The organism is Actinomadura sp. J1-007, assembly GCF_009793335.1.
Taxonomy (GTDB): Bacteria; Actinomycetota; Actinomycetes; order Streptosporangiales; family Streptosporangiaceae; genus Spirillospora; species Spirillospora yumaensis.
The window spans coordinates 1,996,394-2,019,786 of the sequence record NZ_WING01000001.1 but is presented as its reverse complement, the minus strand read 5'-3'; the positions used below and the strand labels follow the sequence as shown (position 1 = coordinate 2,019,786).

Genomic DNA, 23,393 nt, shown 5'->3' with positions numbered 1-23,393 from the left:
GCGTTCAGTATCCGGTAGGGGATCAGCCTCGCCCGTAGGCGGTTCCGTGCGGCCACCCCACGGCCATCGCTGTCCGGCGGCCTGAGGGCGGCCGCCGGGCCGCTACCGCGGTCGAGCCGGGGTCGGCCTCGACGAGGACGGTCATGGGAGGTACTTGGTGGTGAAGGCTTTCTTGTAGTCGAAGCCGGGCTTGAGTTCGCCGATCGCGGTGAGCTGGGCGGCGAGGGTCTTCCAGCGGGCGTCGGTCATGGAGCCGGGGTTCGGGCCCAGGTAGCCGCCCTTGGCTATGGTCCTCGCGCCGAAGTCGTATGCGCCGGGATCGACGTCGGGGTTGGTCTTCAGGATGAACGCCTTCGCGGTGGACGGGTCGGCGGCGAAGTCCTTCCAGCCGCGCACGACGGCCGCGACGACCTTGCGGACCATGTCGGGGTTCTGCTTGACGACCTGCTCGGTCGTGAAGAGCAGGTTGCCGTACGGGTTGTAGCCGCCGTCCTTGGCGACGCTGAGCGTCCCGAAGTCCTTGATGCCCTCCTTGCCCGCGGTGTACGGCTCGGACGACTCGAAGCACTGCTGGACGAAGCCGGGCTGGCGCTTGAAGTCGGCCAGCGAGCCGGTGTTGTTGATCTCCTTGACCGAGGAGAGGCCGTAGTGCTTCTTCAGGTAGTCCCAGTACGGGCTCGGGACGCGGGCGACCATGTGGCCGTTCAGGTCCTTGAACGTCTTGATGCCCGAGGACCGGTGGAACAGCATGCACTGGAGGTTGGTGTCCAGGCCCGCCGCGACGGCGACGATCGGCAGGCCGTTCTTGCGGGCGACGAGCAGTTCGTCGGCGTTGCCGACGCCGAAGGTGGCCTTTCCGGCGGTGACCTGCGGGATCGTCTGGATGCCGGGGCCGCCCTGCTTGACGTTGAGCGTGATGCCCTTGGCGTACTGCCTCGCCCCGGCCTGCCAGTAGCCGCCCTGCTCGGCCTGGGCGAACCAGTTGGTGAGGATGGTCGGGCTCTTCGCGCCCGCGCCCGCGGCCTGGCCGGCGCAGCCGGTCGCCGCGAGGAGGAGGACGGCGGCGATGCCTGTGCGCTTCATGGTGGTGCCCTTCATCAGCTGTCGCTCCGCATCGCCGATTCGTGCCAGGAGCGCAGCAGCCGGTTGCCGAGGACGGAGACGACGAGGAAGAACGCGAAGCCGAGCAGCGTCGCGGCGAGGACCTCGGCGAACAGCAGCGCCGTCGCGAGGCGGGACTGCGCGAAGATGACCTTGACGCCGAGGCCGCCCTCCTGACCGCCGGAGCCGATGATGAACTCGCCGACGATCGCGCCGATCACCGCGAGCCCGGCGGACACGCGCAGGCCGGCGAAGACGTTCGGCAGCGCGCCCGGCAGCCGCAGCTTGCGGAACTGCGTGGCCCGCGACGCCTTGTGCATCCGGAACAGGTCCAGGTGGTTGCGGTCGGCCGACAGCAGGCCGAGCAGCGTGTTGTTGAGGATCGGGAACACCGAGATCATGAACGCGATCACGATGACGGAGGTCTGGTTGTAGCCGAACCAGAGCACGATGACCGGGGCGACCGCCACGATCGGCACCGTCTGGAGCAGCACGGCGTACGGGTAGAAGCTGCGCTCCAGCGGCTTGGCCAGGCTCATCACGATCGCGCCCAGCATCCCGACCGCGATCGCCAGGACGAAGCCGGACGCGGCCTCGACGAACGTGATGCGCAGGCCCGACCAGAGCGTCCCGGCGTTGTCGAACGCCGCCGACAGCACGGCGTTCGGCCGCGGCAGCAGGTAGTTGGACGAGCCGTACACGGTCGCGGCCATCAGCCACCACGCGCCGACGACCAGCACGAACACCGCGAGGGGCGGGACGACGTTGCGGACGATCCTCATTGGGCGATCTCCCTCAGGCAGCCGGCGATCTCGGCGCCGAGCGCGGTGAACTCCGGCGTGGCGCGCAGGTCGGGGGAGCGCGGGTAGGCGAACGGGATGTCGAAGATCCGCTCGACCCGTCCGGGACGGGGCGACATGACGACGACGCGGTGCGACAGGTAGACCGCCTCGTACAGGTTGTGGGTGACGAAGACCGAGGTGAAGCCCTCCTCGGCCCAGATCCGCAGCAGCTCGTCCTGGAGCGTCTCGCGGGTGATCTCGTCCAGCGCCGAGAACGGCTCGTCCATCAGGAAGAACTTCGGCCGCAGCGCGAGCGCGCGGGCGAGGGACAGCCGCATCCGCATCCCGCCCGACAGGTTGCGCGGGTACGACTTCTCGAAGCCCTTGAGCCCGACCTTGTCGAGGGCCGCCGCGGCGCGCTCGCGGCGCTCCGGCTTGGCGACCCCCTCCAGTTCGAGGAGGAGCTGGGCGTTGCGGTCCACCGTCCGCCAGGGCAGGAGGGTGGGGTCCTGGAACACGAACGCGCGGCTCTGCTCGTCGGCGATCTCGACGGTGCCCGCGCTCGGCTCGGTGAGCCCGGCGATGATGCGCAGGAGGGTCGACTTGCCGCAGCCCGAGGGGCCGAGCAGGGTCACGAACTCGCCCTCGCCGATCCGCAGGTCGACGGGGGTGAGGGCCTCGGTGCCGTTGGGGAACGTCTTCGCCACGCCGCTGATGCGGATGGGAGCGGCTGCGGACACGGCCGCCGGAGGGGACGCGGCGTCCTGGTGCGCCATGAGCCGTACACCGCCTTTCTGTGCGGGGGAACGGATATCAGGGGAAAGGTGCTGTGGGTAACTGGTAGGACGTCAGATGAGTCGAGTTACGACGAAGGCAGGAACCTGGTCGTGAACGCCCCCTTGTAGTCGGCGTCCCTGGGGACGAGACCGGCCTCGGCGACCTGGTCGCGGATCGTCCGCCATCGCGCGTCGTCCATGGCGCCGGAGGTCACCCAGCGGCCGGAGCGCATCGCCTCGACGGCGAAGTCGATGACACCCGGGTCGGCGTCCTTGTTGGCCGCGAGGATCGCCCGCTTGCCGACGCCGGGGTCGTTCTGGAAGGCGCGCCACCCCGCGGCCACCCGCCGCACGACGGAGCGGACCATGTCCGGGTCCTTCTTCAGGACGGCCTCGGTCGTGAACAGCACGTTGCTGTACGCCTGGTAGCCGCCCTGGTCGGAGACCGACAGGGTGGTCACGGGGACCTTGTCGCGCCGCAGGTAGTACGGCTCGTTGGTCACGTAGCACTGCTGCACGAGCGAGGCGTCCTGCTTGAACACCGCCAGCGAGCCCGTGTAGTTGATCTCCTGGACGCCGGTCAGCCGGTAGTGCCGCTTCAGGTACTCCCACCACGGCCGGCTCTGGATCTTGGCGACCCGGCGACCGGACAGGTCGGCGAACGTCCGCACGCCGGCGCCCGCGTGCGCGGCGAGGCACGTGATGTTCGCGCGGAACGGGGCGAACACCGCGACGATCGGCAGTCCCTGCTCGCGCGCCACGAGCAGGTCGTCGGCGCCGGTCGCCACGCCGAACGTCGCCTTTCCCGCCGCGACCTGCGGGATCGTCTGGATGCCGGGGCCGCCGGGCAGCACGTTCAGCGGTTGCTCGCCCTTGCCTTCGCCGCCTCCGTCGGCGTCGGCGTTCGCGGCGGCCTGCCAGTAGCCGCCCAGCTCCGCCTGCGGGAACCAGTTGGCGAGGATCGAGATCGGGCCGCTCGTCGGCGCGGCGCGCGCGCAGCCGGCGGCGAGGGGGACGGCGACGGCCAGGGCGGCGGTCGCGGCGGTGAGGGTGGACCTGCGGGCGGTGAAGGAGGGCCGGTGACCGGGCCGGCGGGAAGGGATGGTCCGATGAAAGGCGTGCTCACGAAGGTTCGGGAAGGCCATGCTCATCCCTCCGCAAGGGTTGTGGGACGTCTGTCCTCACCGTTGCAACTGGCCTGACATGTGATATGCTCAGTGTTCTAGGTCACGGTGTCAAGACTTCGCCCGGACCTCAAGGCATCGTTAACAAAGCCGTTACGACCCACTTCATCCCCGTAAGAACGAAAGGGGTCGCCGACTTGTCCGAACCATTCGAGGGTCACAGGCCCCCCTGGACCGCGCTCCGCCTCCCCTCCGCCGGGCAGGCGTTCTACGTCGCGAGCGGCGACGAGGTCACCTCGTCCGACCCGACGACCGGGGCCGCCGTCGCCACCCTCACCTCCTCCACCCGCGCCGACGTCGACGAGGCCGTGGACCGCGCGCACCGCGCGTTCCGCACCGCCCGCTGGCGCAACGACGGCGCCGTCCGCGCCCGCGTGCTGTTCCGCTACGCCGAGGCGCTGCGCGCCAACGCCGACCGGCTCGGCGAGCTGCTCACCCGCGAGCAGGGCAAGACCATCGGCGAGGCCCGGGGCGAGGTCCTCGGCGCCGCCGAGATGGTCGAGTTCTACGCCGGGATGGCCCGCACGCTCTACGGCCGTTCGATCGCGCTCGGCGACAACGCCCACGGCGTCGTGCTCCGCGAGCCGATCGGCGTCGTCGGGATCATCACCCCGTGGAACTGGCCGCTGGTCCTGCTCGCCCGCGCGCTCGCGCCCGCCCTCGCGGCCGGCAACGCCTGCGTGGTCAAGCCCGCCAGCCTCACCGCCGCGATCACCGTCGAGGCGCTCGCCCCGCTCGCCGCCGACCCCGACCTGCCGGACGGCGTGCTCGGCTGCGTCGTCGGCTCCGGCGGCGTCACCGGGGACGCCCTGGTCGGCCACCCCGGCGTCGAGATGATCGCGTTCACCGGCGCGACCGGCACCGGCATCGGCGTGATGAAGCGCGCCGCCGACGACCTGCGCAAGGTCTCCCTGGAGCTCGGCGGCAAGTCGCCCAACATCGTCTTCGCCGACGCCCGCATGGACAAGGCCCTCGAAGGCGCGCTCAACGCCGTGTTCACCACCACCGGCCAGATCTGCACCGCGGGCAGCCGGCTGCTCGTCGAGGAGTCCGTGCGGGACGAGTTCGTCTCCCGCCTCGCCGAGCGCACCCGCGCGCTCCGCCTCGGCGACCCCCTCGACCCGTCCACCGGGATCGGGCCGGTCGTCTCGCACGGCCAGCAGCGCGAGATCAACGAGTACATCGAGCTCGGCCGCAAGGAAGGCGAGATCATCGCCGCCGCCGAGCTGCCGGGCGGCGACCTCGCCTCCGGCGCGTTCGTCGCGCCGACGCTGGTCGGCGGGCTCGCCCGCGACTCACGCGTCGTCCAGGAGGAGATCTTCGGGCCGGTGCTGACGATCCAGTCGTTCTCCTCCGAGGAGGAGGCCGTCGAGCTGGCCGAGGACACCGAGTTCGGCCTCGCCGCCGGGATCTGGACCACCGACCTCGACCGCGCCTGGCGCGTCGGCCGCGCGGTCAGCGCCGGCAGCGTGTGGATCAACACCTACCACCACTTCTACGGCGAGGCGGAGGTCGGCGGCTTCAAGAAGTCCGGCCTCGGCCGCCAGCAGGGCGTCGAGGGAATCCTGGAGTTCACCGAGACCAAGCACCTGAACTTCGACCACGCGCCCAAGCTCTGGGGCTGACCTTCCAGAAGGAGAACGACGATGCCGTTCGTCACCGTGCACCTGTGGGAAGGGCGCACCGTCGACCAGAAGCGCGCGCTCACCAAGGCCATCACCGACGCGATGGTCGAGCACGCCGACGCACGCCCGGACGGGCTGCACGTGGTCATCCAGGAGTACCCGAAGGAGAACTGGGCGCGCGGCGGCGTCCTCGGAGTGGACAGGAAAGACACGTGAGCGATTCTGACCTGGATCTTCTCGTTCCCGAGAAGACCGCGCTGATCCTCATCGACATGCAGAACGCGTTCTGCCACGACGAGGGGACGCTCGGGGTCTCGGGCGTGGACGTCAAGCCCGCGCAGGCGACGATCGAGCCCGTCCGCCGCCTCGCCGAGGCGTTCCGCGCCGCCGGCCTGCCGGTCATCTGGACCAAGCAGGTCCACCTGGAACGGGACGCCTCGCGCGCCCGCAAGGTGCTGCCGTCGCACACCAGCAAGCGCAAGCGCGTCTCGGCCGTGTCCGGCACGTGGGACGCCGCGCTCGTGGACGAGCTCGCGCCGCTCGCCGACGACCCGACGTACGTCGTCACCAAGCACCGCTTCGGCGCGTTCTACGAGACGCGGTTGCAGTCGCTGCTCGACATGCTGGGCGTGCGGGGGCTGTTCGTCGCGGGCGTCACCGCCAACGCGTGCGTGGAGACCACCCTGCGCGAGGCGTACCTGCGGGACTACGACGTCGTGGCCGTCACCGACGGGATCGCCGCCGTGCGGCCCGACTGGACGGCCACCGCCGAGGCCGTCTGGGCGCACTACCTCGGCAAGCTCGCCACCAGCGACGACGTGCTGTCCTGGCTGGAGCGCGGCAGCCGCCCGCAGGCGCTGAACGTGCACCACCTGCTCATGGAGACCGTCGACCTCGACCGGTCCGTGGCGTTCTACACCGACGTCCTCGGGTTCTCGGTGCGCAAGCGCGAGGACTTCCGCGACGGGCGGCGGCTCGTGGTCACCCACCAGGGGCTCGGCCTCACCGAGGGCGGCACCGGCCAGGGTGGAACGTTGCAGCACCTGTGCTTCACCGCGCGCGACATCGACGGGCTCGCCGAGCGCGCCCGCGCCGCGGGGCACCGGATCGTGCGCGGCCCCGGGCCCGGCCCGTACGGCCACACCGTGTACGTCGCCGACCCCGACGGCCACGAGATCGAGCTCGTCGACCTGTCCAAGCCCTGACCCCCGGGGGTTGCCATGAAGATCACCGACATTGCGGTCCACCTGGTCCGGCTGCCCGCGCGCCGCGACCACAACTGGGCCTCCAAGATGAACACGCCCATCGGGCACCACGCGATCGTCGAGCTGAGCACCGACGAGGGCGTGACCGGCTGGGGCGAGGCCCCCGCCGGCGGCACGTGGGGCGGCGCGCACATGCGCTACTACGGCGAGACGCCCGAGACCGTCCAGCACATCGTGCTCGACCACCTCCGGCACGCCGTGACCGGCCTCGACCCGGCCGACATCGGCGTGGTCCACGCCCGCATGGACAAGGCCGTCAAGGGCCACCCGTACGCGAAGGCCGCGATCGACGTCGCCTGCCACGACGCGGCGGGCAAGGCGCTCGGCGTGCCCGTGTCCACCCTGCTCGGCGGGCGGCACCGCGACGGCATCGAGGTCGCGCACTCCCTCGGGATCATGGACCTGGAGCGCTGCTACGCCGAGGCGGAGGAGGCGGTCGCCGAGGGCGCGCGCACGATCAAGTGCAAGACCGGCCTCGACCCCGAACGGGACGTCACGCTGGTCCGCGAGCTGCGCCGCCGCCTCGGCGACGACGTCAAGATCCGGGTGGACGGCAACGAGGGCTACGCCTCCGTCCACCAGGCCGTGGACGTCACGCTACGGCAGGAGGAGTACGACATCCTGCTGTGCGAGCAGCCCCTCGCCGGCGCCCGCGACCTCGCCCGCGTCGCGTCCAGGATCACCAGCCCGGTGATGGCCGACGAGTCCGCGTGGACCGTCCACGACATCCTGGAGCTGGACGAGCTGGACGCCGCGGCCTGCTTCTCCTGCTACGTCACCAAGCCCGGCGGCCTGTACCGCGCCCGCCGCCAGGCCGAGATCGCCGAGGACCTCGGCATGTACTGCGACATCGGCGGCTCCATCGAGACCGGCATCGGCAACGCCGCGAACCTCCAGCTCGGCTCCGCGCTGCGCATCGCGACCCTGCCGAGCGTCTGCCCGGTGTCCAAGCCCGCCGAGGCGGACGGCCCGTCCATCGCGGGGATCTACTACCTCGACGACCTGATCACCGAGCCGTTCCGCTTCGTGGACGGCAAGGTCATGACCCCCGAGGGCCCCGGCCTCGGCATCGAGATCGACCGGACGAAGATCGAGAAGTACCGCGTATGAGCACGGTCGCCGTTCTCGGGGCGGGGGCGGGCGGGCTGTCGGCCGTCGTGGAGCTGACCCGGGCCGGGCACGACGTGCGGCTGTGGAACCGCAACCCGATGACCCTGGCCCCGCACGCCGAGCGGCGGTCCGTCCGCCACGACGGGGTGCTGGGGACGGGCGAGGCCGCGCCGCAGGTGATGACCACCGACCTCGCCGAGGCGCTCCAGGGCGCCGAGGCCGCGGTGGTGTGCCTGCCGAGCGTGGCGCACGGCGCGCTGTTCGCGGACCTGGCGGAGCTGAAGGCGGCCCTGCCGATCGTGCTCAACCCCGGGCACACCGGCGGCGCGCTGCACGCGCGGGCCGTCTTCGCCGAACGGGGCGTCCCGCTGCCGCCGCTCGCGGAGTTCTCGACGCTGACGTACGTCGCGCGGGTCAAGGCGGGGACCGTGGTGACGACGGGCCGCGCCGGGACGGTGCGGGCCGCGTGCCTGCCGGGCGGCGACGAGGCGCTGGAGCACGGGATCCGGCTGTTCCGGTGCGCGGCCGAGGTGCCCGACGTGCTGGCGTCGAGCCTGTCGAACGTGAACCTGGTGCTGCACCCGCCCGGCGCGGTCCTCGGCGCGGCCTGGGTGGAGGCGACCGGCGGCGACTTCACGTTCTACGTGGACGGCATGACGCCCGGTGTCGCGCGGGTGCTGGAGGCGCTCGACGAGGAGCGGCGGGCGGTCGCGCGGGCGTACGGGCACGCGCTGCCGGGCCTGCTCGCGGAGATGACCGCCATCGGCACCGCCGACCCCGTCGCGGCCGAGCGGGGCGACGTGGTCGGCGCGGTGCGCGGCGGCGAGGCCAATCGGACGATCATGGCGCCGGACTCGTTCGCGCACCGCTACTACCGCGAGGACCTGCCGTACGGGCTGCTGCCGTTCACCGTGCTCGCGCGGATCGCGGACGTGCCGGTGCCGGCCGCGACCGCGCTGCTCACGCTCGGCGGCACCGCGACCGGCGAGGCCCCCGCGGCGAACGGGCTGGACGCGGCGCGGCTCGGGCTCGCCGGGCTGGACGCCGAGGGCGTCCTCGCCGTCGTGCGCCGCTGAGTCGGAACCCGGAGAGGAAACATGGACCTTGCACATCGAGTGATCGCGGTCGTCGGCGGCGACGAGCGCGAGCGGGAGATCGCGCGGCTGGCCGCCGCGACGGGCGCGGCGGTCCGGGCGTACGGGTTCCCGTGGCCGGACGGCGGGATCGAGGGCGTCACGCTCGCGGCGACGGCGGCGGAGGCCCTGGAGGGCGCCGACTACGCGCTGTTCCCGATCCCGGGGATCGCGGCGGACGGCACGCTGTTCGCGCCCGCGGCGCCCGAGCCGATCCTGCCGGACGCGGCGCTGCTGACCGGGATGGGCCCCGGCGCGACGATCATCCTCGGCTGGCCGGACGAGCGGCTGAGGGCGGCGGCGGAGGAGCGCGGGATCGCGCTGGTCGAGTACGAGCACGACACCGAGCTGATGCTGCTGCGCGGCCCCGCGATCGTCGAGGGCGCGCTCCAGCTCGCGATCGCCGAGACGGACGTGACGATCCACGACTCGGACGTGGCGGTCGTCGGGCACGGCAACATCGGGCGGCTGCTCGCGCGGACGCTCGTGCTGCTCGGCGCGCGGGTGCACCTGTTCGCGCGCAACCCGGTGCAGCGGGCGGACGCCCGTTCGGCCGGGTGCTCGCCGCATCCGCTGGAGGAGCTGCGCGAACGGGCGCCGGGCCTGTCGATGGTCTTCTCGACCGTCCCGTCCAGGATCGTGGACCGGGACGTTCTGGCCGCCCTCCCGGCGAACAGCCTGGTCATGGACCTGGCGGCGCCGCCCGGCGGCATCGATCTGGACGCGGCCAAGGAGCTCGGGCACCGGGCGGTCTGGGCGCGGGGCCTCGGCCGCCGCGCCCCGGTGACCGTGGGCGCGAGCCAATGGTCGGGCATCTCGCGACGTATTGCGGAGGTTGAGGATGAAGGCTGATCTCGTTCTGCACGGCGGCCGGGTCGTCACGCACACCGGCGAGTTCCACGGGGGCGTCGCCGTGCGCGACGGGCGGATCGTCGCGGTCGGCACCAAGGACGCGCTCCCCGGCGGCACGCGGGAGATCGACCTTGAGGGCCGGGTGCTCATGCCCGGGGTCGTGGACCCGCACTGCCACCTCGGCGTGGACTACGACTACGACGAGGACATGCGCACCGAGACGGCCGCCGCGGCGAGCGGCGGCGTCACGACCGTGCTGCTGTTCGCCCGCAACCCGAACGGCGGGTACGTCGACTTCTACAAGGAGCGCCGCGCGCGGGGCGAGGCGCAGGCCGCGATCGACTTCGGGTTCCACTGGGGCATCCAGCGCGAGGAGCACATCCCCGACATCCCGCGGGTGGCGGAGGAGACGGGCGTCCAGTCGTTCAAGTGCCACATGGGGTACGAGCCGGGCAACCCGATCGGGATCCGCTCGTCCACCGACGCGTGGGTGTACGGGGCGATGCGCGAGGCCGCCAAGCTCCCGAACGGCGTCGTCTCCGTGCACTGCGAGAACACCGAGCTCGCGGCGATGCTCAAGGAGGAGATGAAGGCGACGGGCCGCCAGGACCTCGGCGCCTACACCGAGTCGCGGCCCTCGTTCGTGGAGGAGGAGGCGATCGTCCGCGTCATCAAGCTCGCGGAGCTGACCGGCTGCCCCCTCTACATCGTGCACACCTCCGTCGGGCGCGGCCCGGAGATCGCCGCCGAGGCGCGGGCGCGCGGGATCGACGTGACGGTGGAGACCTGCCCGCACTACCTGACCCGCACCGCGTACGACGCCGACCTCGACGCGACCGCGAAGATCTCGCCGCCGCTGCGCGACGAGCACGAGCAGGACGGCCTGTGGAAGGCGCTGCTCGGCGGGTCGATCGGGACGATCGGCACCGACCACGTCCCGTTCCGCAAGAACGGCGGCGACCTGTGGTCGGAGAAGCCGGGCGTGGTGTCGTTCGCGTGGGAGCTGCCGCTGATGCTGCACCACGCCGTGCACGAGCGCGGCCTGCCGCTGAGCAGCCTCGTGCGGATGAACTCCTACAACCCCGCGCGGCGCTTCGGCCTGTACCCGCACAAGGGCGCGATCCAGATCGGCGCGGACGCCGACCTGGTCGTGGTGGACCTCGACGAGGAGCGCGAGGTCGTGCACTCCGGCAAGGGCACCTGCCTGTGGGAGGGCCACCGGCTCAAGGGCTGGCCGGTCATGACGTTCTCGCGGGGCCGCGAGGTGTTCGCCGACGGCAAGGTGGACGACGCCCAGCAGGGCAAGGGCCTGTGCGTCAACCGGCCCGCGTCCGAGCGGGCCTGACGCGGTGCTGCGCTCGGTCTCGGTCGAGACGATGTGGCGGGACCGGCCGTACGCCGAGCGCGTGCGCGCGGCCGGCGCCGCCGGGTTCGACCTGGTCGACCTCTGGGACTGGCGGACCAGCGACATCGACGCCGTCGCGGCGGCCGGGCGGGAGTCCGGCGCGGGCGTCAACGGCTTCTTCGGCAACCGCGACCATCCGCTGTGCGACCCGGCGGCGCGCGGGGACGCGCTGGACGAGCTGGCCCGTTCGCTGGAGACGGCGGTGCGGGTCGGCGCGCGGCAGCTCCACCTGTTCTCCAACGCGATCGCGGGCGGACGGGTCGTCCCGGCGCCGCCGCTGCCCGCCGAGGCCCTGCGCGCCGCGTGCGTCGAGGGCGTCGCGGCGGCGGCCGAGCTGGCGCGGGGCAGCGGCGTGACGCTCGTCCTGGAGCACCTCAACACCGTCTTCCTGCCCGGCTACCTGTGGGACGAGGTGGGCGAGGTCGTGTCGGCCGCCCGGCAGGCGGGCGCCCCGGACGTGGTGGGCGTCGCGTTCGACGCGTTCCACCAGCAGCTCGTCGGCGGCCGGCTGACCGAGCACCTGGAGGCGGCGGCGCCGTGGCTGGCGCGCTTCGACGTCGCCGAGGTCCCCGGCCGGCACGAGCCGGGCGCGGGGGAGATCGACTTCGTCCATCTGCGCGGTGTCCTGGACCGGCTCGGCTGGGACGGGACGATCACGTTCGAGACCGTGCCGAGCGACGGGCGGCCCGAGACCGCCGTCGCGGCGATCGAGGCGCACTTCCCGGCGCGGTGGTGCCGGGCGCGCGGGAAGGGGGCCTGACATGGGCTCGCTGGAAGGCTCGCTGGAGGGCAGGACCGCGATCGTGACCGGCGCGGGGTCGTACGCCGGGCAGGGCGCGGCCGAGGCCCGGCTGCTCGCCGAGCACGGGGCCGCCGTGGTGGTCGCCGACCTGCCGGGCAGCGAGGGCGAGCGGGTGGCCGCCGAGCTGGCGCGGCCCGGACGGTTCGTCCCGCTCGACGTCACCGACGAGGCGGCGTGGGACGCGCTCGCCGAGAACGTCCTGGCCGCGTACGGGCGGATCGACGTCCTGGTCAACAACGCCGGGGTCTGGCTCGACGAGGGGCTGACCGGCACCTCGCCCGAGCAGTACCGCCGCGTCGTGGAGATCAACCAGACCGGCGTCTACCTCGGCATGCGCGCCGTCGTCCCGGCCATGCGCGCGGCGGGCGGCGGGTCGATCGTCAACACCTGCTCCACGGCAGGGCTGAAGGGCGGCGGGATGCCGTTCGCGTACGCGGCGAGCAAGTGGGCGGTGCGCGGCATGACGCGGGCCGCCGCGCACGAGCACGCCGGCGACGGCATCCGGGTCAACGCGATCTGCCCCGGCGTGATCGACACCCCGATGATCGAGGGCGGCGCGGAGAACCGGGCCCGGCTGGCGGGCTTCATCCCGTCCGGCCGCCTCGGGACGCCCGAGGAGGTCGCCGAGCTGGTGCTGTTCCTGGCCGGGGACGGCAGCCGCTACATCACCGGCGCGGAGATCGCCATCGACGCCGCCGTCACCGCCTGATGGCGGACGCGCCCGCGGGCCGCCCCGGTGCCGCGCCGCGCACCGGGGCGCTCCACTTCGCCGTCCGGTGCCGCGACGTGGCCGGATCCGGCCCCCTCCGCGAGGCGTCGCTGGACGCGCATCGCCGGTACGTGGACGCGCGGGCTGACATGATCGCGCTGTCGGGTCCGCTCGTCGCCGAGGACGGCGCGACCCGGTGCGGGCAGCTGTTCGTGCTGGCCGTCGCGTCGCGCGAGGCGGCCGAGGCGTTCGTCGCGGACGACCCGTTCACCCGGGCGGGGGTGTTCGCGGCGGTGGAGATCGACGCCCTGCTGCCCGTCTTCGGAAACGGCCGACCCGGCTGACTGGAAAGATGTATGATGTGTTGCGCGTTGTTACCGGCGCGTATCGCACGGACGGCCCACCCGGCCGCAAGCGCTGGTCGGGCCACGACCGACATCAGAATCGGAGACGCCGCGATGGCAGCGGGGGAGACTCCCACGACCGGCTCGCCACGGTTCCAGACCGTTCGCAGGGTCAGTCCCACCCACCAGGTCCGCGAGCAGATCATGGCCGCGATCCAGCGCGGCGACTTCCCCGCGGGCTCGCCGCTGCCCTCCGAGCGCGAGCTGTGCCGCGACTTCGGGGTGAGCCGGGTCAGCGTCCGCGAGGCGCTCGCCGGCCTTGAGGCGATGAACCTCATCGTCATCCAGCACGGCCGCGGCGCGTTCGTCCGCGAGAGCGTGAACGACCAGTACGCCGGGCCGTTCGCCAAGTACCTGGAGCTGCACCGCGACGAGCTGCTCGAACTGCTCAAGGTCCGCGGCGCGCTCGACGAGCTCGCCGCCGAGGAGGTCGCCAAGCGCGCCGAGGGCGACGGGATCGGCGCGGTCGAACGGGCCTGCGCCGCGTTCAAGGCCGAGGCCGAGGCCGAGCGGCCCGACCTCGCCGAGGCCGTCCGGCTCGACGTCGCGTTCCACCTGTCGATCGCCGAGGCGTCCAAGGGCGAGCTGCTCCCGCGCCTGCTCACCGAGCTGAACAACGTGCTCGCCGAGTCCCGCGAGGTCACCTTCTCCCGCGAGGGCCAGCTCGCCCGCTCGGTCACCGAGCACCAGGCCATCCTGCACGCCCTCCAGAAGCGCGACCCCGCCGGGGCCCGCAAGGCCGTCAACAAGCACATGACCGGCATCCAGGAGTGGGTCGCCGAGTTCCAGGCCGACCGCTCCTGAACCCGCCGGCCCTCCTTCCCGGCCGGGAAGGAGAGCCGACGCGTCAGGCCGTTCAGGCGGTTCGGGCCGTTCAGGCCGTGACCTTCTCGGGGTCCGGCGCCTCCAGGCGGACGTCCGCCGGCTGGGCGCCGGCCGCGGCGGCGGCCGAACGGCGCGTCGCGATCGCCATCGTCACCAGGTACAGGGCCCCCATCGAGACCGCCGTGACGAGGATGTTCAGGTAGCGGGCCGGGACGTTGGTGTTGACGAAGTAGCCGACCACCACCCAGAACAGCGCGACCCAGTTGAAGCCCCGCCAGTACCAGTAGCGCGACTCGTCCTGCCCGAACAGCGCCGGGACGTCCAGCTTCGTGCGCAGCAGCACCACGTAGTGGGCGATGAAGACGCCCGCCATCGGCGCGAACAGCGCGGCCAGCTTGTCCATATAGCCGGTGTAGCCGCTGATCAGGCCAGGGGCCAGCGAGAACCCGAGGCCGACCACGCCGACGCCGAGCGTCCCCCAGAAGCGGCCGATCCGGGAGAACAGGCTGGTGACCGCGAGGCCCGCCGTGTAGAGGTTCTGGACGTTGATCGTCCAGTTGTCCAGGACGATGTAGAGCAGGATCATCAGCAGCAGCCAGACCGCGCCCTGCGAGGCGGTGACGATCACGTCGAACGGGTTGTCGCTCTTGCCGAGCACCGCCGCGACCGCGTACCCGCCGAGCAGCGAGCAGATGAGCTGGCCGACGACGGCGGCCATGAACGTGCCGAGCCACATGTCGACCCGCGTCTTGGAGTAGCGGCAGAAGTCGGCGGCGTCGGTGAAGTTGGAGAACCACGCCGCCGCCATGCTGGTCGTCCACAGCGCGATCAGCGCGACCTTGCCGCCCGTGCTGCCCGCGAACGAGAACACCGCGTCCGGGTGGTAGCTCGACTGCGGGTAGGTCATCAGCACGACCACGATGACCACCGAGAACGCGATCTTGAGGAAGAACGCGACCCGGGACAGCGCCTTCAGCGAGTCGTACCCGACCGTCGCCACCAGGATCTGGAAGATCGCGAAGCAGACGACGATCACGTTGAGCGGGATGTCGCGGTGCAGCAGCGCGCGCAGCACGGCCGCGATCCCGATCGACCCCGACGCCGTCTGGAACGCGAACCAGTAGACGCTGGACACCGCGCGCAGGACCGAGGTCAGCGCCGCGCCCCGCACGCCGAACACGCCGCGCATGCTCACCAGGCCGGGGATGCCGTAGTCGACGCCGACCGTGGCGGCGACCAGGTACGCGCTGAACCCGACCGCGATGCTGAGGAAGCCGGTGAGCATCGCCTCCCACAGCGACATCCCGGCCGCGACCAGCGCGCCGCTGATCACGATGGTGCCGGGATTGACGACGAAGTTCAGCACCATCGCGAAGATGTCCCACCATCGGACGGTCCTCAGATGGTCGGGGATCGCCTCGACCCCGAACTGCTCGACGCCTTTCGGCTGGCGGTACTTCTTCGCCAGATCCTCCTGGACCCGCGGCTCTTCGGTCATACGCCCGTCCATATCTGGTCACATGTAATACATGTACATGTGGTGACATTACATATGGAGGCGGTGGCGTGACAAGGGTCACCCGCGCCTGGCGTAGTCCCCGAGCACCGGCGCGAGCAGGTCGAACGCGGCGCGGCCGGCCGGTTCGAGGGCCGCGGCGACCTCGTCGTGGCCCTGCCCGTCGATCGTCCGGCGCAGCGCCTCGTCGAACAGCACGCGGTAGACGCCGACGAGCTGGACGGCCGCGAGGCGCGGGACCAGGTCGTCCGCCGCGGCCCCGGTCTCCTCGGCGAGCACGGCGGCGAGGGCGTGCTCGCGGTCCTCGTGGAACTCGCGCAGGCGCGCCGCCAGCGCCGGGCTGCCGGTGATCATCCGGGCGAACGGCGGGCCGGAGAAGCCGAGCACCGCGTCGCGCCGTTCGACCGCGTCGAGGAAGCCGCGCCGCAGCGCCTCCAGCGCCGACTCGCCCTGCCCGCGCCCGCGCACCAGCTCGGCGGGCAGCTCGACGAAGACCTCGCGGAGGTCGAGCGCGAGGTCCTCCTTGCGCGGGAAGTAGTTGGTCACCGTCATCTTGGCGACCTGGGCCGCCGCGGCGACGTCGGCGATCGTCACCTTGTCGAAGCCGCGCTCCAGGAACAGCCGGGTGGCGTGGTGGGAGATGTTCTGCCTGGTCTGGCGCTTCTTCATGGCCCGCAGGCCGGTGTTCCGCTCGCTCATGGCCTCATGCTGCCACAGCCCGACCTAAATTTAGGTCTGCTACAAAATCACGGTCCCGAGTCGCCCACCTGGCCCGGCGACGGGTCCGCGCCGAGGCGTTCGACCAGGCCGTCCAACAGGTGCCGCAGCAGCTCGGTCAGCTCCTCGCGCTGGGTCTCGTCCAGATGGTCCAGCAGCGTGTTCTCGTACGTCAGCAGCCGGTTGACGCTGTCCTCGACGAGCCGGTGCCCGGCCTCCGTCAGCGCCACCGCCGACGTGCGCCCGCGCGGGCCCCGCTCGGTCGCCACCAGGCCCGCCGCCTCGGCCCGCGCCACCCGCTGGGTGATCGCGCCCGCGGTGATCATGGACGCCCGCTTCAGCCGCGCCGGCGTCATCGAGTACGGCGCGCCGTCGCGCCGCAGCGTGGACAGCAGGTCGAGGGTCGCGGCGTCGATGCCGAGCCGGGCGAGGGTGCGGCGCCGCTCGTCGCCGAGCAGCTTGGCGGCCCGCCACACGCGGGTGATGATCCCGATCGACTCGACCGGGGTGCCGGGCCGCTCCCTGGCCCATGCCTCCTGGATCGCGTCCACCGCGTCGGGTTTGCGTGCTCCGTCCACAGCGCATAGCGTACCGGACGAAGTTTAGGTCTAAACAACAAGGAGGAGCGATGACGCGCACCGCTGTGGTCACCGGCGGCGGGACCGGCATCGGCCGGGCGGCGGCCGAGGCCCTGGCCGCGGACGGCCTGGAGGTCGTCATCACCGGCCGGCGCGCCGGGGTGCTGGCCGAGGCGGCGGCCGCGATCGGCCCGGCCGTCCGGGCCGTGCCGTTCGACGCGGCCGACCCGGCCGCGATCGAGGCCGCGCTCCCCGACCTGCCGGAACGGGTGGACGTGCTGGTCAACAACGCGGGCGGCAACACCGGCATCGGCCGTCCCGCCCCGGAGGGCCTCGCCGCGGTCCGCGACGCCTGGCTCGCCAACCTGGAGGCCAACCTGATCAGCGCCGCGCTCGTGACGACCGCCCTCGCGCCGCGGCTCGCGGACGGCGGCCGGATCGTCACCGTCGGCTCGATCGCGGCGGCCCGCGGCGGCGGGGCCGCCTACGGGGCGGCCAAGGCCGGGGTGGAGGCGTGGAACGCCGAGCTGGCGTTCCAGGTCGGAGCGCGGGGGATCACGGCCAACGTGGTCGCGCCCGGCTACATCGAGGACACCGAGTTCTTCGGCGAGCACCTCGACGGCGAACGGCGCGCGGCCCTGATCGCCCAGACGGCCAACGGCAGGCCCGGGACCCCGGCTGACGTCGGGGCCACGATCGCGTTCCTCGCCTCCCCGGCCGCCGGGCACCTCACCGGGCAGGTCCTGCACGTCAACGGGGGTGCGCACCTCGGCCGCTGAGCCCAGCGTGATCTTCGTCTCGGCGCCCGGGGACCGCCGTTCGCCGAACTCCTCCTACGGTGGGATGACATTGGGGAGGATGTCCGAGAAGACTTCTTCTGACGTGGCGGTGCGAGACGGGAGTGGGACCGACATGAGGACGAGGCGGTTCGTACGGCTGAGGCGCGCCGCGGGGACGGCGCCCGCCGCGCTGGCGCTCACCGCGCTCACGACGGCGGCGCCCGTCCTCGCCCCCGCCTTCCCGGCGTCCGCCGCGGCCTCCCGCCCGGCGGGCGCCACCGCCCCCGCCGCGCCGACCGCCCCCGCCGCGTTCAGCGCCCCGGCGTTCGACCCGGCCAAGCTGACCGCGACGCTCGACGCCGTCCACGCCGCCGGGATGTACGGCATCTACTCCGCCGTACGGGACGGCGACCGGACCTGGCAGGGCGCCTCCGGCACGGCCGACGTCCGTACCGGACGGCGCGTCACGCCCGAGATGGAGCACCGGGTCGGCAGCATCACCAAGACGTTCGTCGCGACCGCGCTCATGCAGCAAGTCGAGCGCGGGCGGCTCCGGCTCGACGCGCCGATCGGCGGCTACCTGCCCGACCTGGTCGCCGGGCAGCGGGGCGAGCAGATCACCGTCCGGATGATCCTCAACCACACCAGCGGCATCGGCGACTACGTCGCCTACGCCTTCCCGTCGCTGCTCGACCCGTCGGCGAAGAGCCTGGACGAGGGCCGCTTCCGCCACCTGACGCCGAAGCAGCTCGTCGACTGGGGCCTCCAGGCGCCGCCGACCGGCGCGCCCGGCGAGAACTGGTCGTACTCCAACACCAACTACATCCTCGCCGGGCAGCTCCTGGAGAAGCTGACCGGCACCAAGGCCGAGACCTACATCCGCGACAACGTGATCCGCCGCGCCGGCCTGAAGCACACCTACTTCCCGAAGGGCCCGCGCATCAAAGGCGCGCACCCGCGGATGTACGAGTCGCTGTACGGGCACGCCAAGCCGCCCCGCGACTACAGCACCTACGACATGAGCTGGGCCGGCACCGCGGGCTCGCTCGTCTCGACGATGCCCGACCTCAACCGCTTCTACCGGCGCCTGCTGACCGGCGGCCTGGTCTCCCGGGCCTCGGTCGCGGAGATGCAGCGCACCGTCCCGGTGAAGGACGCCGAGGGCGCCGTCCAGATGAACTACGGGCTCGGCATCTACTCGATGGACCTGCCCTGCGGCACGTTCTGGGGCCACGACGGCGCGGTGTGGGGCGCGGGCACCCAGTCCCTGACCAGCGCGGACGGCAAGCGCCAGGTCTCGTTCGGCCACAACCTCATGAAGTACCAGAAGCTGAACGGCGAGGGCCTGCCCATGCCGCACCCGATCGACAACGCCCTGGCCGCGCACGCCGTCCAGGCCCTGTGCGGCGGCTCCGACACCAGCGCCACCGCCAAGCCCCAGACCCCGCCGACCCTGATGCCGCTGGAATTCCTCTCCCCCAAGGCCCAAGCCACCACAGTCCCCACCAACTGATCCCGGGCCCCACCCGCCTACGTCTCGTACGCCTCAGGATCACGCGCGAGAACGGCCCGCCCGCCGTCCACAGGCACCGTCGCCCCATTGACGAACGCCGCGTCCGGCGAGAGCAGATGCACGATCGCCGCCGCGACCTCTTCGGCGCGGGCGACCCGGCCGAGCGGATGCAGCGCCGCCATCTCCCGCTCGACGCGCGCCGCCCCGTCGGGACCGAGGTCGCGGAGGTACGACTCGTAGCGCTCGGTCCGCACCGAGCCGGGCGCGACCGCGTTCACCCGTACGCCGCGCGGTCCGTACTCGACGGCGAGCGCGCGGGTCAGCCCCTCGACCGCGGCCTTCGCCGTGACGTACGGCGTGCATCCCGGCACCGCCTGCCGCGCCTGATGCGAGGTCACGTTGACGATCGCGCCGCCCTCGCCCGAGGCGAGGAACCGCCGGACCGCCACCGCGCAGCCCGCCAGCGGAGGGCCGAGGTTGGCCGCCACCAGGTCCATGACGCCCCGCGCTCCCGCCTCGTGCAGCGAGGCGTCGCGGAACAGCGCGGCGTTGTTGACCCAGCCGGTGAGCGGGCCGCCGCCCCGTTCCTCCGCGAGGTCGGCCGCGCGCCCGGCCACCGCCTCGTCGGACGCGTCGCCGACCACGGCGGCGGCGCGCCTTCCGGCCGGATGGCCGTCCAGCCAGGCGAGCGCGCCGGGATCCAGCTCGATCGCGACGACCGCCGCGCCGTCGGCGAGGAGGCGTTCGACGACGGCTCGGCCTATGCCCCGACCTCCACCGGTGACTACAAGGGAAGGGATCATGGGGGCGAGGGTACGGGTGTAGTTTTGGCCGCGGGCGCGGGATGTGGAGATTCTTCATGACTGTGCCCGGGCCACTGAGCGGTGTGGCGAGGACGGCGGTCGGCGTCGCGAGGATGCGGGCTGCCGAGAGCCGCAGGCCGGACCGGCTGTTCGACGATCCGTACGCGGAGCTGTTCGAGGCCGCCGCGCCCGACCTGCCGCCCCCGAGAGCCCCGAGTCGGGCACGCTGCGGGGGCTGATGGCGTTCCAGACCGTGATCCGCACGCGCTTCTACGACGACTTCCTCCTGCGCGCGTGTGCGGGGGTGGGCCGGCCGCGGCAGGTGGTGCTGCTCGCCGCCGGGCTCGACACCCGCGCGTACCGGCTGGCGTGGCCGGACGGTGTCGCGGTGTACGAGATCGACGCGCCCGACGTCCTCGCGTTCAAGGACCGGACGCTGGCGGACGTCGCGCCGCGGTGCGAGCGGGTCGCGTGCCCCGCCGACCTGCGCGAGGACTGGGCGGAACGGCTCGCCGGCGCGGGCTTCGAGCCGGGGCGGCCGACCGTGTGGCTCGCCGAGGGCCTGCTGATCTACCTCAGCGCCGAGGAGGCGGGCCGGCTGCTCAGGCGGGTCGGGGAGCTGTCCGCGCCCGGCGCCCGGATCGCGCTGGAGCAGGGCGACAGCGTCGAGTGGCTGCGGTCGATGGCCGAGGACGTGCCCGCGCTCGCCCGGGTGCTGCGGCTGTGGAAGGGCGGCCTCGGCGACGACACGTGCGGCTGGATGGGACGGCACGGGTGGCGGACGCGCGCGCACGAGCTGGGCGCGCTCGCCGAGGCGTACGGGCGGCCGGTGCCGGGCGGGGCGCGCAGCGGATTCCTGACGGCGGAGTACGGGTAACTTTTCCGGGTGGACGATTTCATCGCGGGTCTGCCCAAATGCGAGCTGCACCTGCACATCGAGGGGACGCTGGAGCCGGAACTGAAGTTCGAGCTGGCCCGGCGCAACGGGATCGAGCTGCCCTACTCGACGCCGGAGGAGGTCAGGGCGGCGTACGAGTTCGACAGCCTGACCTCGTTCCTGGTCGGCTACTACGCGGGCATGGACGTGCTGCGCGCCGAGCCCGACTTCTACGACCTGGCGACCGCGTACCTCACCAAGGCCGCGTCGCAGAACGTCCGGTACGCCGAGATCTTCTTCGACCCGCAGGCGCACACCTCGCGGGGCGTGCCGTTCGACGCGGTGATCCGGGGGCTGCGCCGCGCGGTCATGGACGCCGAGCGGCGGTCGGGGATCCGGGCGCAGCTCATCATGTGCTTCCTGCGCGACCACTCCGCGGCGTACGCGATGGCGACGCTGCTGGAGTCGCTGCCGTACCGGGAGTGGATCGTCGGCGTCGGGCTGGACTCCGACGAGCGCGGCAACCCGCCGGTCAAGTTCGCGGAGGTCTTCGCGCGGGCGCGGCGCGAGGGCTACCTGCTGACCATGCACTGCGACGTCGACCAGGACGACACGACCGAGCACATCCGCCAGTGCCTCGACGTGATCGGCGTGGACCGGATCGACCACGGCGTGAACGCGCTGGACGACCCGGAGCTGGTCGAGAAGATCAGGGCGCGCGGGATCGGGCTGACGGTCTGCCCGGTGTCCAACTCGTTCGTGACCGACGGGCCGAAGGCGGACGTGGTGCGGCGGATGCTCGACCTCGGGCTGCGCGTCACGATCAACTCCGACGACCCCGCGTACTTCCTGGCCTACGTCGCCGAGAACCTCGCGACGGTCGCGGACGAGCTCGGGCTGACCCGCGCGGAGCTGGCGGCCCTGGAGCGCAACGCGTTCGAGGCCGCCTGGCTGCCGCGCGCGGTGAAGGACGCCTACCTGGCCGAGCTGGACGCCTACGCCGGGACGTGACCGCCGCCCCGTCACGAGCGCGAGCCGTCCCTGAGCGGGACCTCCTTGACGAACCACGCCAGGACGACGGCCAGCGCGCAGACCCCGGCCGCGGCCAGGAACGCCTGGTGGGAGCCGCCCGCGACGGCGTGCTCGTACGCGTCGCGCACCGGCGCGGGCAGCCTGGCCAGGCCCGCCGCGTCGAGCTGCGCCGACCCACCGGTGGCGGCGGCCGTTCCGGCGCGTTCGGCCATGATGTCGCGCACGCGCGAGGCGAACACCGCGCCGACGACCGAGACCCCGACCGACCCGCCGATCGTCCGGGCGAGCGTCGCGGTGGACGAGCCGACGCCGAGGTCCTTCGGCTCGACGCTCTGGAGCGTGACGATCAGCGTGGTCTGCATCAGGCAGCCCACCCCGGCGCCGACCAGCACCATGAACGCGCCGGTCGTGAGGCGCCCCGTCCCGGTGTCCATGGTGGCGAGCAGCGCGAGCCCGGCCGCCAGCAGCGCCGCGCCGCCGACGATGAACGCCTTGTAGCGGCCCGTCCGGGTGATGAACGGCCCGACGACCATGTTGACCGCGACCATCGCGAGGAACATCGGCATCCCGAGCATCCCCGAGCCGGACGCCGACGCGCCCTGCACCGTCTGCTGGAACAGCGGCAGGAACGTCATCGCGCCGAACATCGCGAAGCCCAGCAGGAACCCGATCCCCGTCACGAGCGAGAAGTTCGCGTCGCGGAACAGCCCGAGCGGCAGCACGGGCTCGGCGGCGCGCCGTTCGGCGGCGAGGAACGCGACCGCGGCGAGGGCGCCGAGCGCCGCCAGCCCGACGATCACCGGTGAGGTCCAGGCGTACTCCGAGCCGCCCCACGTGGTGACCAGCACGGCCGCCGCGATCGCCGCGGTCAGCGTGACCACGCCCGCGTAGTCGATCCGCGCGGTGGACCGGTGCTTGGGCAGGTGCAGCACCGAGGACACCATCACCAGCGCGAGCGCGCCGAGCGGCAGGTTGACGTAGAAGCACCAGCGCCAGCCGAGGTGGTCGGTGATCGCGCCGCCGAGCAGCGGGCCCGCGATCATCGCCAGCCCCATCGCCGCGGAGATCATGCCCTGGTAGCGGCCCTGCTCGCGGGGCGGGACGAGTCCGCTGATGATGGCGAGGGCGCCGACCATCAGCCCGCCGCCGCCGAGCCCCTGCACGGCCCGGAACGCGATGAGCTGCGTCATGTCCTGCGCCAGCCCGGCCAGCGCGGACCCGGCGAGGAAGACCGCGATCGCGGTGAGGAACGCGCCCTTGCGCCCGTACATGTCGCCGACCTTGCCCCACACGGGCGTGGAGACGGCGGTCGCGAGGGTGTAGGCGGTCACCACCCAGGACAGGTGGCCGAGCCCGCCGAGGTCGCCGACGATGCTCGGCATCGCGGTGCCGAGGATCAGGTTGTCGAGCGAGGCGAGCAGCATCGCGATCAGCACGGCGCCGATCACGACGTACAGGTTGCGTCCCGGCGGCTCCTGCGGCGTCCCCTCGTTCGCCGTCGTGGCGGGGCCGTCGCCCGTGGACGTGGTGGCGGTCATGTGCCGTTCCCCTCAACTTACTTGACGCCCGGCTAGTTGGTGCGTCGAGTCTGCGGGGCTAACTAGC

24 protein-coding genes are annotated in these 23,393 nt (G+C 72.5%); 15 read left to right on the top strand and 9 right to left on the bottom strand.

The genetic code is table 11. From position 1 onward, the window contains the following. Window positions 1-141: 141 nt before the first annotated feature. The 4 genes from GEV43_RS09110 to GEV43_RS09095 form a co-directional block, all read right to left on the bottom strand. Complete coding sequence (locus GEV43_RS09110) at window positions 142-1,098, bottom strand: ABC transporter substrate-binding protein (RefSeq protein ID WP_160820305.1); 957 nt, start codon at window positions 1,096-1,098, stop codon at window positions 142-144. Further along, window positions 1,098-1,883 (bottom strand): ABC transporter permease, encoded by a 786-nt coding sequence (locus GEV43_RS09105; protein ID WP_160820304.1) that lies wholly within the window; start codon window positions 1,881-1,883, stop codon window positions 1,098-1,100. Before GEV43_RS09105 ends, GEV43_RS09110 begins: the two co-directional genes overlap by 1 nt. Then, window positions 1,880-2,659, bottom strand: coding sequence for an ABC transporter ATP-binding protein (locus GEV43_RS09100; protein ID WP_160820303.1), 780 nt, complete (start codon window positions 2,657-2,659; stop codon window positions 1,880-1,882). Before GEV43_RS09100 ends, GEV43_RS09105 begins: the two co-directional genes overlap by 4 nt. Window positions 2,660-2,745: 86 nt before the next feature. Next, window positions 2,746-3,804, bottom strand: a complete 1,059-nt coding sequence (locus tag GEV43_RS09095) for an ABC transporter substrate-binding protein (RefSeq protein ID WP_160820302.1) — start codon at window positions 3,802-3,804, stop codon at window positions 2,746-2,748. 176 nt (window positions 3,805-3,980) lie between these two features. Here GEV43_RS09095 and GEV43_RS09090 point away from each other — a divergent pair, with 176 nt between their 5' ends. From GEV43_RS09090 to GEV43_RS09040, 11 genes are all read left to right on the top strand, one after another. Further along, window positions 3,981-5,468, top strand: a complete 1,488-nt coding sequence (locus GEV43_RS09090) for an aldehyde dehydrogenase (RefSeq protein WP_160820301.1) — start codon at window positions 3,981-3,983, stop codon at window positions 5,466-5,468. A gap of 21 nt (window positions 5,469-5,489) precedes the next feature. Further along, complete coding sequence (locus tag GEV43_RS09085; RefSeq protein WP_160820300.1) at window positions 5,490-5,684, top strand: 2-hydroxymuconate tautomerase; 195 nt, start codon at window positions 5,490-5,492, stop codon at window positions 5,682-5,684. After that, window positions 5,681-6,673: an isochorismatase family protein gene (locus GEV43_RS09080; RefSeq protein ID WP_160820299.1), complete on the top strand. Its 993-nt coding sequence runs from the start codon at window positions 5,681-5,683 to the stop codon at window positions 6,671-6,673. The genes GEV43_RS09085 and GEV43_RS09080 overlap by 4 nt, the downstream gene beginning before the upstream one ends. Before the next feature lie 15 nt (window positions 6,674-6,688). Further along, on the top strand, window positions 6,689-7,843 hold the full coding sequence (locus tag GEV43_RS09075) for a mandelate racemase/muconate lactonizing enzyme family protein (protein ID WP_206681103.1): 1,155 nt from the start codon (window positions 6,689-6,691) through the stop codon (window positions 7,841-7,843). Beyond that, on the top strand, window positions 7,840-8,919 hold the full coding sequence (locus tag GEV43_RS09070) for an NAD/NADP-dependent octopine/nopaline dehydrogenase family protein (protein WP_160820298.1): 1,080 nt from the start codon (window positions 7,840-7,842) through the stop codon (window positions 8,917-8,919). Before GEV43_RS09075 ends, GEV43_RS09070 begins: the two co-directional genes overlap by 4 nt. A 21-nt stretch (window positions 8,920-8,940) precedes the next feature. Then, on the top strand, window positions 8,941-9,828 hold the full coding sequence (locus tag GEV43_RS09065) for a dipicolinate synthase subunit DpsA (protein WP_160820297.1): 888 nt from the start codon (window positions 8,941-8,943) through the stop codon (window positions 9,826-9,828). Further along, the gene (locus GEV43_RS09060) at window positions 9,818-11,173 is read left to right on the top strand and encodes a dihydroorotase family protein (protein WP_160820296.1); all 1,356 of its coding nucleotides are present in this window, start codon (window positions 9,818-9,820) and stop codon (window positions 11,171-11,173) included. The genes GEV43_RS09065 and GEV43_RS09060 overlap by 11 nt, the downstream gene beginning before the upstream one ends. 4 nt (window positions 11,174-11,177) lie before the next feature. Then, the gene (locus GEV43_RS09055) at window positions 11,178-11,993 is read left to right on the top strand and encodes a TIM barrel protein (RefSeq protein ID WP_160820295.1); all 816 of its coding nucleotides are present in this window, start codon (window positions 11,178-11,180) and stop codon (window positions 11,991-11,993) included. A 1-nt stretch (window position 11,994) separates the two neighbouring features. Then, window positions 11,995-12,744, top strand: coding sequence for an SDR family NAD(P)-dependent oxidoreductase (locus GEV43_RS09050; RefSeq protein ID WP_160820294.1), 750 nt, complete (start codon window positions 11,995-11,997; stop codon window positions 12,742-12,744). Further along, window positions 12,744-13,088, top strand: a complete 345-nt coding sequence (locus GEV43_RS09045; protein WP_160820293.1) for a YciI family protein — start codon at window positions 12,744-12,746, stop codon at window positions 13,086-13,088. Before GEV43_RS09050 ends, GEV43_RS09045 begins: the two co-directional genes overlap by 1 nt. A gap of 114 nt (window positions 13,089-13,202) precedes the next feature. Next, window positions 13,203-13,952, top strand: a complete 750-nt coding sequence (locus GEV43_RS09040) for a FadR/GntR family transcriptional regulator (protein WP_160820292.1) — start codon at window positions 13,203-13,205, stop codon at window positions 13,950-13,952. A 70-nt stretch (window positions 13,953-14,022) separates the two neighbouring features. Here GEV43_RS09040 and GEV43_RS09035 read toward each other — a convergent pair whose 3' ends face one another. The 3 genes from GEV43_RS09035 to GEV43_RS09025 form a co-directional block, all read right to left on the bottom strand. Beyond that, window positions 14,023-15,471 carry a cytosine permease gene (locus GEV43_RS09035; RefSeq protein WP_160820291.1) on the bottom strand — a complete coding sequence of 483 codons (1,449 nt, stop codon included), beginning with the start codon at window positions 15,469-15,471 and terminating at the stop codon, window positions 14,023-14,025. A 78-nt stretch (window positions 15,472-15,549) separates the two neighbouring features. Beyond that, window positions 15,550-16,188: a TetR/AcrR family transcriptional regulator gene (locus GEV43_RS09030; RefSeq protein ID WP_160820290.1), complete on the bottom strand. Its 639-nt coding sequence runs from the start codon at window positions 16,186-16,188 to the stop codon at window positions 15,550-15,552. A 47-nt stretch (window positions 16,189-16,235) separates the two neighbouring features. After that, entirely contained in the window at window positions 16,236-16,784 is a 549-nt protein-coding gene (locus GEV43_RS09025; protein WP_160820289.1) for a MarR family winged helix-turn-helix transcriptional regulator, read from the bottom strand. 50 nt (window positions 16,785-16,834) lie between these two features. Here GEV43_RS09025 and GEV43_RS09020 point away from each other — a divergent pair, with 50 nt between their 5' ends. After that, a complete protein-coding gene (locus GEV43_RS09020) occupies window positions 16,835-17,563 on the top strand; it encodes an SDR family NAD(P)-dependent oxidoreductase (protein ID WP_160820288.1) in 729 nt (242 codons plus the stop codon). 133 nt (window positions 17,564-17,696) lie between these two features. After that, window positions 17,697-19,076 (top strand): serine hydrolase, encoded by a 1,380-nt coding sequence (locus GEV43_RS09015; protein ID WP_160820287.1) that lies wholly within the window; start codon window positions 17,697-17,699, stop codon window positions 19,074-19,076. Between the two features lie 17 nt (window positions 19,077-19,093). Here GEV43_RS09015 and GEV43_RS09010 read toward each other — a convergent pair whose 3' ends face one another. Then, window positions 19,094-19,879 carry an SDR family NAD(P)-dependent oxidoreductase gene (locus GEV43_RS09010; protein ID WP_160820286.1) on the bottom strand — a complete coding sequence of 262 codons (786 nt, stop codon included), beginning with the start codon at window positions 19,877-19,879 and terminating at the stop codon, window positions 19,094-19,096. Between the two features lie 43 nt (window positions 19,880-19,922). On the opposite strand from GEV43_RS09010, the gene GEV43_RS09005 reads away from it, so the two are divergent. Both GEV43_RS09005 and add read left to right on the top strand, forming a co-directional pair. Beyond that, window positions 19,923-20,756, top strand: a complete 834-nt coding sequence (locus GEV43_RS09005) for an SAM-dependent methyltransferase (protein WP_206681102.1) — start codon at window positions 19,923-19,925, stop codon at window positions 20,754-20,756. Window positions 20,757-20,765: 9 nt separating this feature from the next. Then, entirely contained in the window at window positions 20,766-21,767 is a 1,002-nt protein-coding gene (gene add / locus GEV43_RS09000; protein ID WP_160820285.1) for an adenosine deaminase, read from the top strand. A gap of 11 nt (window positions 21,768-21,778) precedes the next feature. On the opposite strand, the gene GEV43_RS08995 is transcribed toward add, so the two are convergent. Next, the gene (locus tag GEV43_RS08995; RefSeq protein ID WP_160820284.1) at window positions 21,779-23,326 is read right to left on the bottom strand and encodes an MDR family MFS transporter; all 1,548 of its coding nucleotides are present in this window, start codon (window positions 23,324-23,326) and stop codon (window positions 21,779-21,781) included. Window positions 23,327-23,393: the final 67 nt, after the last annotated feature.

Coding starts and splice junctions, on each gene's coding strand:
- GEV43_RS09020 (WP_160820288.1), top strand. CDS start 16,835: ATGACGCGCACCGCTGTGGTCACCGGCGGCGGGACCGGCATCGGCCGG.
- GEV43_RS09100 (WP_160820303.1), bottom strand. CDS start 2,659: ATGGCGCACCAGGACGCCGCGTCCCCTCCGGCGGCCGTGTCCGCAGCC.
- GEV43_RS09015 (WP_160820287.1), top strand. CDS start 17,697: ATGAGGACGAGGCGGTTCGTACGGCTGAGGCGCGCCGCGGGGACGGCG.
- GEV43_RS09105 (WP_160820304.1), bottom strand. CDS start 1,883: ATGAGGATCGTCCGCAACGTCGTCCCGCCCCTCGCGGTGTTCGTGCTG.
- GEV43_RS08995 (WP_160820284.1), bottom strand. CDS start 23,326: ATGACCGCCACCACGTCCACGGGCGACGGCCCCGCCACGACGGCGAAC.
- GEV43_RS09035 (WP_160820291.1), bottom strand. CDS start 15,471: ATGACCGAAGAGCCGCGGGTCCAGGAGGATCTGGCGAAGAAGTACCGC.
- GEV43_RS09095 (WP_160820302.1), bottom strand. CDS start 3,804: ATGGCCTTCCCGAACCTTCGTGAGCACGCCTTTCATCGGACCATCCCT.
- GEV43_RS09110 (WP_160820305.1), bottom strand. CDS start 1,098: ATGAAGGGCACCACCATGAAGCGCACAGGCATCGCCGCCGTCCTCCTC.
- GEV43_RS09075 (WP_206681103.1), top strand. CDS start 6,689: ATGAAGATCACCGACATTGCGGTCCACCTGGTCCGGCTGCCCGCGCGC.
- GEV43_RS09060 (WP_160820296.1), top strand. CDS start 9,818: ATGAAGGCTGATCTCGTTCTGCACGGCGGCCGGGTCGTCACGCACACC.
- GEV43_RS09040 (WP_160820292.1), top strand. CDS start 13,203: ATGGCAGCGGGGGAGACTCCCACGACCGGCTCGCCACGGTTCCAGACC.
- GEV43_RS09030 (WP_160820290.1), bottom strand. CDS start 16,188: ATGAGCGAGCGGAACACCGGCCTGCGGGCCATGAAGAAGCGCCAGACC.
- GEV43_RS09065 (WP_160820297.1), top strand. CDS start 8,941: ATGGACCTTGCACATCGAGTGATCGCGGTCGTCGGCGGCGACGAGCGC.
- GEV43_RS09070 (WP_160820298.1), top strand. CDS start 7,840: ATGAGCACGGTCGCCGTTCTCGGGGCGGGGGCGGGCGGGCTGTCGGCC.
- GEV43_RS09050 (WP_160820294.1), top strand. CDS start 11,995: ATGGGCTCGCTGGAAGGCTCGCTGGAGGGCAGGACCGCGATCGTGACC.
- GEV43_RS09085 (WP_160820300.1), top strand. CDS start 5,490: ATGCCGTTCGTCACCGTGCACCTGTGGGAAGGGCGCACCGTCGACCAG.
- GEV43_RS09010 (WP_160820286.1), bottom strand. CDS start 19,879: ATGATCCCTTCCCTTGTAGTCACCGGTGGAGGTCGGGGCATAGGCCGA.
- GEV43_RS09045 (WP_160820293.1), top strand. CDS start 12,744: ATGGCGGACGCGCCCGCGGGCCGCCCCGGTGCCGCGCCGCGCACCGGG.